Here is a 12,684-nt window from a genome sequence, read left to right on the forward strand (position 1 = left end):
CGTCTTGTGAGCCTCGGTAGCCTTCGTTTTGCTTGGCCACACAGATGGATATTTCACACTCGTCCCAAGGAATTCGATAAAGGACTTTTTTGTGCCACACATAGACTTCTTGGTTTTGTTTATGAAAGCGTACTGGCGTGGCTACAGGACGAAACAAGGTGCCAAAAGACAGGGCAAAAAATAGACCATAGCCACTGTAGGTTAAGATCTGGCGAAAAAGCTCGTTTTGCATATGCGACAGAGCAAAAGAATCAAACGCCCACCAAATAAAGAGACACACGAGCCCCATGTAAAAGAAGCCGTCGCGATTGGTCACCGAATTAACACGCATGTCCACATATCCTTCGTGACCTCCAGCCGAGGAGCCCTCAAAGACTTCTCCTAAGTATTTTGCAGAATCATCTCCAGTGTAATCAGGATCATCAGGTTCATCATCAAAATCAAAACGGATTTTTATATTGCCTGGCTGTACGGGGTCATGAATTAACGCGGGGCCATTGGGGTAGTGCTTTATTGCGTGATCGGTTTTTTTAAAATGCGGTGTCACACCAAAATCTTCAGGCCCGACCCAAAGATTCTCTTCTACTTGGCGTATTTTACTCATAATGCTGACTGCTCCAGATGAAAGTCATCAATCTCTGTTTGGTCACGCCAAAAGGAGAGCGACCATTTATCATCGTCTATGGTGATGTTGGGGTAGCGTAAGGTCACAGGGAAGCCTGAAGGGTATTTATACTCTAACGTCATCTGATAAGAGGTGTAATTCATTCCCTTGTCGCTTTGTTCATTCGTGTTGTTGTCGCGACGAGTAAACGTATTTTGACGACTCATTTGCCCCGTTTTCTTGATTTTATGCGTATCCAACGTGGCTTCATCCACTTCAAAGATAAGTAACCCTGTGCGGTCGTCGCTCATACTAAACGCACCTTTTAAGTTATTCATCTGCCAGCGGTTATCTCGGCTTTGGGTAGCCAGCTCTACGCTCGTCGCGCCTCGACGCCCTGTGATAGAGAACAGCACATCGCTTTTCCATTGGATAAACCCAGGTAAATACACCTGAATAATAAACTGGCTCAACCCCTTATCATTTTTGCTTGATTGAGTGATTTTAGCCAATGGCTTAAACAGATAGTCACAAAAAGCCCGTTGCTCTTTCAGAATCGCTTTGATGACGCTGTCTTCTGGCTTTTTCTCTTCCTGTTTCAGGGCTTTGAAAAAGTCCGTTCTGTCTTTCAGTGTTTCAAGGTTTGGCTCATATTTATAATCGCCATTCCCCCAGAAAGAGCGCTTGATTAATACGGTCGCCGCATCATCAACAAACATGCCATGCACTAGGTCTATCCCCAAGGCTAAAATACCCAATGTAATCGCCAAAGGAACCAGTACCGGGCCAGTGTAAATAATTGCGGAAGCAAACAGTACAAGGGAGGCAGTATTGGCCGCCAACGATAAGACCGACAGCGTGGTGGCGGTAGCATTTTGTTCTTGCCTATCTTTGCCTAGCTGCAAGCTACTCGATACTGTGGCAAACACCGCCCCCACGGCCGGCAAAGCACGAAAGCTATAACCAACGACCTTAGTAACACCTTTGCCTAATCTATTATAAAGTTTCATTTGTTTTTCGGAGCTAAATTTCAACATTTCAGAAACAGCCTCCAACTTACTTGAGTTTTTAAGGCCTTCGCTTACTTTGTTCCCTAGCATCACTGCACCTTTGCCCATGTCCTTACCTTCCCCTGCCATGTAAGCGGTAAAGTTAGTGCCAGCAAAGGATTCACGGCCAAACTTATCCACCAACGCAATAGACGCAGTGACGACACCATAAAATGCATTAAAGAAATCGACATAGGGTTTAGCACCGTCTTTTGAGGTGGCCTGCGCCATCGCGTCGTACAAGCTGATGGTGTTATACAGTTGTGCTGCGGCAAAAATCCCCACAAGGCCCGTTTGCCTTGCCGGGGTAAACAGCTTGTCACTGTTCGCGTAAGCCGTTTTTAAACCTTCGGAATTGGCGGCATAGACTTCTATTTTATTCATGTATTTCGCAAGGTAACGGGGGTACTTTTTCGGTTTATCCCCTTCTAAATTATAAAGACCAACCTTCTTACCCCTAAACACCGAATACTCGGAAGCCGCTTCTTCGAGGATGGTTTTATTGCCACTCACCGCCATCATTGCGGCATAGGACGCGGTAATATCAGGCACCACTTGACTTAAATCGGCTTGCTGTACACTCAACTGTACGCCATAACGCCACTCCATGGTCTCCATCGTGTGTTGCCACAGATTCTGACCTCGGGAAGAACTAACGCCAATACTCACCATGTGCACGGTGGCCGTTTCTAATAGAAGCTCAGTTGAGTGTGTGACTTTGAGCTTGGACGATTCCAATAAGTTCTTACGGTATTTTTCGACGGCATCACGCTCACCATCGACGAGACCACTAAAGGTATTCAGCCATGGAGAGCCAACTAATACGCCCTTACCAAGATAGCCCATGGCGATCATTAAATGCGCACCAAGCCCTTTTGTTTGAACTGGGTCGGTGTCTGATCCCTTTTCTATTTGGTCCGCTATGTAGTCCGTCCATTTCTTAGCCAGTTCAGCGCCTTTATCAAAGGCATTGATGTTATTTATCATCGCCGCGACCAAGGCTTCTTTTAATGGTATTTGTGTTTCATTGGCATCATCCAACCAGGTAAACGCTAGATCCAATGAGCCTTTGTCATCTTTTAGCCAACTCACCCAATCTTCTGCGAGGTTTTCTAGTATTTTTTTCTGTTCCTGAGCCGCGTTAGGGTGGTCTGCTAAAAACTGATCCATTTCTTTAACATGAATATGTTCTTCTAGTTCTGATTTTCTTTCTTGCGCATTTTTCTCGGCTTGAGCGGCGACATCCTTTTTATAGTCGTTTAAGTATTGTTGAAATGACTCTTCATGCTCAGCTCGCTTTTCCTCTAATATTCTGTTTTTTTTCTCATCGGAAAATCGCGATACGATGAGGGACTGAGTCAACTCAGGTGGCGGAAAGGTTCCAAACAATACTCGTAATCGACCTTCATCCATTTCTGTCGCTTTATTAGCTTTATTCGCTTCTCTATTAATAAGAGCCCGAGTCAACTTCGCCATTTGAAAAGGATGCTGAACGGTAGCCATATTGGTCATCACCATTTCATAGGCGATGGAAAACTCGCGGCACAAATCACTCGTAATAGTAATGGGGTCAACTAAGCACACACCGTAGCCGTTGTCTGGGGTGGCGTTATTGTAATCGCCTATAACGCCATTCTCTGTTGCCCCAGACAATAATGGCGCGGCCGTCCAGCTAAGCTGCTCGGTTACCTTCGTTAGTAGTTCGGCGATGATGTCTTTGCCTTTAAACAGAGGGAAAACATTGGCTTCTTTTCCCTTAGCGGCGTTCGCAAAAGTTATCTTTTGGCCAGCTTTTTCAATCAGTGAAGGGTTGTCTTTTAGCTGTGTGATCCGTGCCTCAGTTAAAGGCGCATGAGTTAGCCACATGACCACTTCGCTGCCTTTTTTTTGCTTAAACAGCGGCAGTGCACTCTTTATATCAGCTTCTGGCTTACCAAACACACAACGGCTGTCTTTGGCTTTCCCCGCTTCGTAGGTGACTTCTAATAAGTAGTGTTCTTTCGGATGATAAAGATAGACGCTTTGATCGGTCGCTTCACGCACAATGTATTTATGCTGCTTTAAGGCTGGCATGTCTGCGTTTATTGTAAAGTCTTTGGGTAGGCTAATGTCACTATCTTCGTCTACCACCGCATAACGTAATGGTTTTATGGTGAGCCATTCAGCACGTAGTGGGCAAGGCTGGACAACACTGTCGACACCAGAATTACTTTGGTTCATCGCAGCTTGTGTCGCTGGGTCTTCAATCTTTTCTGGAATCGTTAATTGATCCCCCACTTTAATAGCATTGGCGTCGCTGATGGATTGGTTGGCCGCTAATAATTTTTTCTGTGAAATACCATTGGCTTTTGCAATAGCAGAAATAGTGTCGCCTGATTCAATTATGTATTTTCTCATACGTTCACGTCCTTATTATTTAATGGCTCCTGCACATACTCTAACACCTACTAACTAGCCCACTGAACCCCGTTGTTGGTCAGTTACGATGTGTTAACAGAGTGTGCTCATATAATAGGTCAAGCTTTTTTCAACTTTTCTATTGCATGAAGCAGCTTGTTTCCTTTGTTTTGTGCTGTAAGCACACGACCAAGAATACCACGAATTGATTATGATTCTAGAGGGGTTAAATGTCGTTTATGATGACTTACCTTCTAAACCTAAGCAACACATAGAGGGAAGCGGACCTTGCTACTTCCACTTAATTCCACACTAGCACTTGAACAAAATGTGCTTTTCTAAGCCGCGTGCTCGGCGGCGAACATTATTGGTCGAAATTCAAAAATTCTTTGACGTTTCTAAGCCGCGTGCTCGGCGGCGAACGGACGGATGAAGTGATAGCGCATATTTTAAGATTTCTAAGCCGCGTGCTCGGCGGCGAACAACACCTATTCAACTTTCCCAAGCCATTTTTTTTCTAAACCGCGTGCTCGGCGGCGAACGTTGTCACAATCCTAATTTCCGTCGCGGGTTCTTTCTAAGCCGCGTGCTCGGCGGCGAACAAAGCGAAGTCACATACACCTGACCTTCTTGCTTTCTAAGCCGCGTGCTCGGCGGCGAACATTATTGATCGAAATTCAAAAATTCTTTGACTTTTCTAAGCCGCGTGCTCGGCGGCGAACCCGTTGTTCGTACGCCTATGTTTACTGTTAATTTTCTAAGCCGCGTGCTCGGCGGCGAACAAACGTTAGGGCTTACATTTACAGATAGCCAATTTCTAAGCCGCGTGCTCGGCGGCGAACAATCGGCGGTTGTCGTTGGGCTTGTCGTTCCATTTCTAAGCCGCGTGCTCGGCGGCGAACCTAGCGAGGCGCTAAACAATAGTTTTGGGTTTTTTCTAAGCCGCGTGCTCGGCGGCGAACCGCCTGCAAATGACTTTTACGGGTGACGTGCTTTTCTAAGCCGCGTGCTCGGCGGCGAACCGCCTGCAAATGACTTTTACGGGTGACGTGCTTTTCTAAGCCGCGTGCTCGGCGGCGAACACATCCATTCCGCTAATATGGTGCGTACTCATTTTCTAAGCCGCGTGCTCGGCGGCGAACAGGCTGGTACTGCGTACAGTGCTTTTATTGGATTTCTAAGCCGCGTGCTCTGCGGCGAACGAGATTAATAAAATTCTCACCCACGGTTTTTATTTCTAAGCCGCGTGCTCGGCGGCGAACTTTATTTTTTTATAATTCTATATTTATCAGTATTTCTAAGCCGCGTGCTCGGCGGCGAACTAGACGGGAAGCCCTTTGGTAATCGTCCTGACTTTCTAAGCCGCGTGCTCGGCGGCGAACTCGATTTGGTCTTTTTTCGGGTTGTCGATAATTTTCTAAGCCGCGTGCTCGGCGGCGAACTTTTGCGTGGGCGCCAAGTGCTGACCATAAAGTTTCTAAGCCGCGTGCTCGGCGGCGAACAGTAAGTCATGGGAAGCATCCGACGTTGAACATTTCTAAGCCGCGTGCTCGGCGGCGAACTGTCAAGGCACAAAAAAGCCCCGATACCTAAATTTCTAAGCCGCGTGCTCGGCGGCGAACCTTAAAAGGTCTTGCTCGATCTACTTGGAGAGTTTCTAAGCCGCGTGCTCGGCGGCGAACTATTCTTATGCGTATATCAGTGTGAAGTATCTTTTCTAAGCCGCGTGCTCGGCGGCGAACGAGCAAACTGTTGTCTTCGACACTAAACAAGATTTCTAAGCCGCGTGCTCGGCGGCGAACGACTTTCCAGCATGTGCGCGTTTTGTTGGTTTTTTCTAAGCCGCGTGCTCGGCGGCGAACAATCGTTTTTCACCCAACGAACAAAGTCCACGTTTCTAAGCCGCGTGCTCGGCGGCGAACCAGACGAAACCATCGAACAAGCTCTTTGTGAATTTCTAAGCCGCGTGCTCGGCGGCGAACATTACCGAACAAGACGCGCCCGTCCAACTACATTTCTAAGCCGCGTGCTCGGCGGCGAACCCGATAACATTTAATTACCGCTTTATCATTCATTTCTAAGCCGCGTGCTCGGCGGCGAACTCATAGCAAAGCAAAGGCTTGGGAATACAAAATTTCTAAGCCGCGTGCTCGGCGGCGAACATACTGAAAACTTTTATACCTGCAATGAAAAATTTCTAAGCCGCGTGCTCGGCGGCGAACGCGAAATTGTTGTAAGTATGGGGCCAAATAACTTTCTAAGCCGCGTGCTCGGCGGCGAACATTTAGTTGCTTTAAGTACTGCTAAGTGCATATTTCTAAGCCGCGTGCTCGGCGGCGAACGATTAGGCCAATGTACACGTCAGTAGGCAATATTTCTAAGCCGCGTGCTCGGCGGCGAACAAGGGCGGCTCGTCTGCCCGTATGAACATTCTTTTCTAAGCCGCGTGCTCGGCGGCGAACGTTTAGCAACATGATGATTCATGGCAGTAAAATTTCTAAGCCGCGTGCTCGGCGGCGAACGACCTTGTTTTTCAGCCACTTCTACGTATAAATTTCTAAGCCGCGTGCTCGGCGGCGAACTGTCGTGTGGTCGAATAGCATTAAGTCGTGCTTTTCTAAGCCGCGTGCTCGGCGGCGAACTCAAAGACGAGAAAGGTGTATCAATAGTTGTATTTCTAAGCCGCGTGCTCGGCGGCGAACAAAACAAAAAATCGTTTGTTGTCAGTAACTTATTTCTAAGCCGCGTGCTCGGCGGCGAACGGATGGAATTCGGTACGTCTCGATTGAGGTCTTTTCTAAGCCGCGTGCTCGGCGGCGAACCTCAAGGCAATTCTGACGACGACGCTGTTTTTTTTCTAAGCCGCGTGCTCGGCGGCGAACGATGGTGTCACTCAGACCAGTTACATCAAGTATTTCTAAGCCGCGTGCTCGGCGGCGAACTTTTTGGTTTTATGCTTTGGAAGCGCCCTAATTTTCTAAGCCGCGTGCTCGGCGGCGAACAAGGCTCGAATATTAATAGCATGGATTGATGATTTCTAAGCCGCGTGCTCGGCGGCGAACGTGTTTAGCTCTATCGAGTGGCTAGAGCGCGATTTCTAAGCCGCGTGCTCGGCGGCGAACAGAGTTAAGGCTCAACGCCTCACCCTCCATTATTTCTAAGCCGCGTGCTCGGCGGCGAACAGACAGACAGGCGATGTATTGACCGATATAGTTTTCTAAGCCGCGTGCTCGGCGGCGAACAAGAATCACGCCAAGTTTACGGCGCGCAATCATTTCTAAGCCGCGTGCTCGGCGGCGAACAAATTTATACCCAGCTTGATACTAATTATCGATTTCTAAGCCGCGTGCTCGGCGGCGAACACCTTTACGGACAGCAAGGCTTTTAAGTCTGCTTTCTAAGCCGCGTGCTCGGCGGCGAACTAAGACACTGCCGCCACGGGCATTATCTACTATTTCTAAGCCGCGTGCTCGGCGGCGAACTAGCGAGGGTGATGCTGCATTCCATGCGGTTCTTTCTAAGCCGCGTGCTCGGCGGCGAACTGCCCCGAAGTGTATCTTCGAAAATTACTCTGTTTCTAAGCCGCGTGCTCGGCGGCGAACTGTCTTCTAGTGTACCCATGCTTGTGATTACTTTTCTAAGCCGCGTGCTCGGCGGCGAACATTTTGTACTAATTAGTTGCAATGTATTAGATTTTCTAAGCCGCGTGCTCGGCGGCGAACTGTATGAGAAGATTTTTTTGCCAATCTTAAACTTTCTAAGCCGCGTGCTCGGCGGCGAACTATACTCGTACGAACGTTTTATTATAAGTACATTTCTAAGCCGCGTGCTCGGCGGCGAACCAGAAACCAGCGGTGGTGAATGGGGTCATATCTTTCTAAGCCGCGTGCTCGGCGGCGAACCAGGCTTTATCTTTTCCTTGTTGTTTCTAAAATTTCTAAGCCGCGTGCTCGGCGGCGAACTGATACCGCTAGCTGTTAGTCTACGGTATTCATTTCTAAGCCGCGTGCTCGGCGGCGAACTTGTTCTTATTGGCTTCATGCCATTAGTGATTTTTCTAAGCCGCGTGCTCGGCGGCGAACAATGGTGTAAACGTGGTGCTTGGAACGGTAAATTTCTAAGCCGCGTGCTCGGCGGCGAACAATGGTGTAAACGTGGTGCTTGGAACGGTAAATTTCTAAGCCGCGTGCTCGGCGGCGAACACGTTGAGTTTAACCGTAAAGCATTTTATGCATTTCTAAGCCGCGTGCTCGGCGGCGAACCAACGCAGACATAAAACATTAACTAAAATACATTTCTAAGCCGCGTGCTCGGCGGCGAACCAACGCAGACATAAAACATTAACTAAAATACATTTCTAAGCCGCGTGCTCGGCGGCGAACAATTGGCGTGAGGTGTCACACTGGCAACACGTTTTCTAAGCCGCGTGCTCGGCGGCGAACCACAAGGCCACACTTACGCTTCAATGATTGCATTTCTAAGCCGCGTGCTCGGCGGCGAACCTGTCGTTGAAGCGCCAAAAGTTGACGTGTCATTTCTAAGCCGCGTGCTCGGCGGCGAACGCAGGTAAACATTTCATTATTAATAGTTGTTTTTTCTAAGCCGCGTGCTCGGCGGCGAACACGACAGGTTCATGGATGGTTTCCGGATTGACTTTCTAAGCCGCGTGCTCGGCGGCGAACCATAATCGGAAAGACACATAAGATACGTGTCTTTTCTAAGCCGCGTGCTCGGCGGCGAACGTGATGGTTTGGGGGTGCGTGCGACGATTAAATTTCTAAGCCGCGTGCTCGGCGGCGAACCCATATCTATTTTCTGTCGTGAGCGTGTGTACTTTCTAAGCCGCGTGCTCGGCGGCGAACTGTTTGGTTGCTCAGTTGAGCAATAGCGTTGCTTTCTAAGCCGCGTGCTCGGCGGCGAACGAGCGAAAAATCCATAGGTGTCGTCAATGCCTTTTCTAAGCCGCGTGCTCGGCGGCGAACTCATGGCCCGATAGCCAGCAAATAATCCGTTATTTCTAAGCCGCGTGCTCGGCGGCGAACTGCGGTTTCACCGCTGTAAAAATGCAGGTAGTTTTCTAAGCCGCGTGCTCGGCGGCGAACCCAAACGTTACAGCTACGGACGCGCAGATTCATTTCTAAGCCGCGTGCTCGGCGGCGAACCCAAACGTTACAGCTACGGACGCGCAGATTCATTTCTAAGCCGCGTGCTCGGCGGCGAACTCACAACTTAACCGAGGTTTAGAAAACAGACATTTCTAAGCCGCGTGCTCGGCGGCGAACCAGCTGCAGCCTCGAAAATACCCCTCCAAAGTTTTCTAAGCCGCGTGCTCGGCGGCGAACCAAATATTTCTTTTTACATACCTAATGATAGATTTCTAAGCCGCGTGCTCGGCGGCGAACGCTGCGGTGATTTTATTGATACTTACGATTGGTTTCTAAGCCGCGTGCTCGGCGGCGAACCTACATCAACCCAGACGCACCCAGATTCATCATTTCTAAGCCGCGTGCTCGGCGGCGAACAGTAAATTGTTGCAGTTGTTGGGTTAGCTTGCATTTCTAAGCCGCGTGCTCGGCGGCGAACAATTCCTCTAGCCATTTTTAGTCACCTTTTTATTTCTAAGCCGCGTGCTCGGCGGCGAACTGTGGCGCTTTCTTATGCTGATTTAGATAAATTTTCTAAGCCGCGTGCTCGGCGGCGAACTTCATTATGGATCTACTTGGAAAGAAGAATGTTTTCTAAGCCGCGTGCTCGGCGGCGAACTAAATTTCTAGAATGCTGAAATTTGCGTGCAATTTCTAAGCCGCGTGCTCGGCGGCGAACAATACATCTTTCAGGAAGGTCGCAAAGTGTTATTTCTAAGCCGCGTGCTCGGCGGCGAACAGCAGGGAAACGAGAACGCAATTCAAGAGCTATTTCTAAGCCGCGTGCTCGGCGGCGAACAATAGTTTATTCGCAAAAAAATAAGTTACAACATGCAGTTAGGTAAAAATTAGCGTTTTTACCTATGTTTTTTCTGCATGTTATAACTTACTGTTTTTAAAGGATATTTTTAAAGAGCTTTTTTCATTGGTTAAAACCAAGGAATTGTTGCTGCTTTACTCAAGCCAAAATAGTCAAAATCACCAACCAGTGAACTATCTTGAACATCTGTCATTTGAATATAACGTCGATGATGATTTTTATTGGAAGTGCTTTCCATTTCAAGATAAGGCAAGGTAGTCATCTGCTCAGCAAACATTTTGGCTTTATAAGCCTTTATCTCATGTTCTGAAATTGAACCTCGCTTTATTAATCGTCTAAGGTGCGATTGACTCATATTAGGACGCCAACGGGAAACACGCCTATGTAAGGCATGTTCAGGAACGATTTTTATATCACTACATGCACAATAGCCTGATAAACCACCTAACCAAGAAAGCGCCATCAACTTTTCTAATCTTGCTTGATTCGAATGTACTCTAATTAGAGTGCCAAGCATGACTTTTGTTTCAGGAAAGCTAACACCTATATCTAAAGCTTGTAGGTCGAAAAGTGCTTTATGGAGTTTGGTATACACCTTGTTTAATAAAACATTTTCTCGCATTTCGGCATCTGGCCTAATACGGATATCAATATAAGAATCCATAATTCCTCCTAAACTCGAATATTTGACACATAAGCAAGCCCTTTTTTACCTAAGTAAAAGCTCGACACGCCAGCATTCTCAATAAGTTTTTTAATTTCGAGCCCTTTATCACGTTCAACATCAATGATGATTTCTAGTTGTCCACTGGCTTTAGTCATCATGGAGGTGACTTCCCCCTGCCCCTTTATCTTTTCTTTTTTAATAAAGGGATTTCCCCATATTGTTTTCTTTGGTCCTGTGGTGAATCGGTCCATGAAGTCTTTTTTAGTAAAACCTCGTTTTGAGATACCGCTTATTCCACCTGCTTTAGTCTTTGCAGAAGACATATCATATTTCTCTTCGAGTCGAACTAACTGTAAATACAAAGCAGAACAATAAAGACTAATGAGCATTACTTGTCCTTTTTTATTAAAATAATCAACATCAGGAAAAGTGGATTTTAAAGTATTCACTGCACTAGCAACAACTCCCTCATTTTCATGAGGTTTTTCTTTATTCAAAAATTCAAGACGGCTGATAATACTAATTGGATCTAGTTGAATTTTTTCATAAATTGTTGTTTCATCAACTATAAAATCACATAGTTTTGATACATCTAAACTTAATACTCCCCAAAAAGCTTCTGAATAATCGGATGAAAAAACAGGATCGGTCACTTTGATCATTCCCGTGAATGAATTTTGATCTGTACTACCATTCATGTTACGAATAAATGTCATTTCATTGGTCAATAGAGATTTATCTACAAAAGTTATCTTATTCTCTAAATTTTCAAAATAATAAGAACTTTCATACATTTTATTGCGCGCTTGGTAGAGCTTACGCTGGTCGCCAATTAATCGATTCAATAGTCCCATTACAGTATCTAATGTATTTTCACAGACTTTAAAGTTCCCCTCTTTTTTAAGGCTAGTCATAGAGCCTAAAAACTCTCTTCCATTTTTAGGTAGTGCTTCATTATTGGAGCCGCTTAAAAACGAGTTACGCCAGCATGAATCATAATCGATGGTTATTTTCATATTAACCACCTACTTTGCATAGAAATATTGAGCGTATTGAGACTGTGGTTCGCTAACGATTTCAGACTCATCGCGCTTAATACGCATCATTTTATGGCTATCATTGTAATCAACTGTGATTTCATCAACATACATGTAACCTTTGGCTTGGCGAATACTTAAATCGGTAATACGCGATAATGTATGCTCAATAATCGCTTGCATTGCATCGTCATTAAGTAAAACTCCGCATTCACCTTCTTCAAAAATAGTGCCTTTACGGACATAATTACTATGAAAAGTAGCAACAGGGTTTAATGATGGGTTTAACTGTTTGATAAAGCTTTGCACGGTCGCGGCAACTTCTTCACCTTGGCCTTCGGTAATGATCATGCTTGCGCGATCATACTTATTATCTAGTGAGATAAATTGCAGTTGCTCTACGCTGATAGAACCATATGATAGATATTCAGTATCGCCAAAAGTTGTTTTTGAAAAGTGAGAGTTACTCTTTTTCTCATTACCTTTATCATCCAACTCTTTAGATTTTGAACCTGAACGCCCCATTTGTTCAAAATTACCATTCCCTAGCAGGTCAACAAAATCTTCTAATAACAAAGGGCTAGTTCTTTTACACTGGCTTGAAGGCACAACATAACCTCGAATCAAACCGGTTATAGAGGCAAGCACCTTTTCAAGGTTCTTATCTTTAGCACTATGAAGATCATAAGCTTGATCTTTAAACAAATGATGGCGAATGCAATTTTGACTGATATACAAAGGCGTTTTTTTGAAGTCTATCTCTTCTGGGTCTTTTTTTAATTTATAACCTTTCTCACTTACTTCACCCGTTAAATTCGTGTAACCGCGTAATTTTGGTAAACTATGATTATCTATAATTTTACCATCACTCTGCAGAGTCGTCGGCCCATTCCAATTCACTACTCCATGACCCAATGCTTTAATTTTAAAATCAACACTTTTAATTCCGGTTACTTTTTCCATGAT

The 12,684-nt window shown here is 45.9% G+C and carries 4 protein-coding genes, 1 pseudogene and 1 CRISPR repeat array; all 5 genes and pseudogenes read right to left on the minus strand.

The window, feature by feature from the left end; all coding sequences use genetic code 11:
* Positions 1-604: pseudogene (locus DK187_RS01150) on the minus strand (hypothetical protein); the annotation flags it as partial.
* Complete coding sequence (locus DK187_RS01155; protein WP_111605505.1) at positions 601-4,050, minus strand: LysM peptidoglycan-binding domain-containing protein; 3,450 nt, start codon at positions 4,048-4,050, stop codon at positions 601-603. The gene DK187_RS01155 and the pseudogene DK187_RS01150, both read right to left, overlap by 4 nt.
* A 335-nt stretch (positions 4,051-4,385) precedes the next feature.
* A CRISPR array of direct repeats spans positions 4,386-9,993; the repeat unit is 28 nt; unit sequence TTTCTAAGCCGCGTGCTCGGCGGCGAAC.
* Between the two features lie 130 nt (positions 9,994-10,123).
* Complete coding sequence (cas6f, locus tag DK187_RS01160; protein ID WP_111605506.1) at positions 10,124-10,678, minus strand: type I-F CRISPR-associated endoribonuclease Cas6/Csy4; 555 nt, start codon at positions 10,676-10,678, stop codon at positions 10,124-10,126.
* Positions 10,679-10,686: 8 nt separating this feature from the next.
* Positions 10,687-11,697 carry a type I-Fv CRISPR-associated protein Cas5fv gene (gene cas5fv, locus DK187_RS01165; protein ID WP_111605507.1) on the minus strand — a complete coding sequence of 337 codons (1,011 nt, stop codon included), beginning with the start codon at positions 11,695-11,697 and terminating at the stop codon, positions 10,687-10,689.
* 9 nt (positions 11,698-11,706) lie between these two features.
* Positions 11,707-12,681: a type I-Fv CRISPR-associated protein Cas7fv gene (cas7fv, locus tag DK187_RS01170; RefSeq protein ID WP_111605508.1), complete on the minus strand. Its 975-nt coding sequence runs from the start codon at positions 12,679-12,681 to the stop codon at positions 11,707-11,709.
* Positions 12,682-12,684 lie beyond the last annotated feature (3 nt).

The sequence above is a fragment of the Marinomonas arctica genome, assembly GCF_003259225.1.
GTDB classification, from domain to species: Bacteria; Pseudomonadota; Gammaproteobacteria; order Pseudomonadales; family Marinomonadaceae; genus Marinomonas; species Marinomonas arctica.

Bases quoted from the DNA above. Each gene is read 5' to 3' on its own strand.
- cas7fv (WP_111605508.1), bottom strand. From the start codon at position 12,681: ATGGAAAAAGTAACCGGAATTAAAAGTGTTGATTTTAAAATTAAAGCA.
- cas5fv (WP_111605507.1), bottom strand. From the start codon at position 11,697: ATGAAAATAACCATCGATTATGATTCATGCTGGCGTAACTCGTTTTTA.
- cas6f (WP_111605506.1), bottom strand. From the start codon at position 10,678: ATGGATTCTTATATTGATATCCGTATTAGGCCAGATGCCGAAATGCGA.
- DK187_RS01155 (WP_111605505.1), bottom strand. From the start codon at position 4,050: ATGAGAAAATACATAATTGAATCAGGCGACACTATTTCTGCTATTGCA.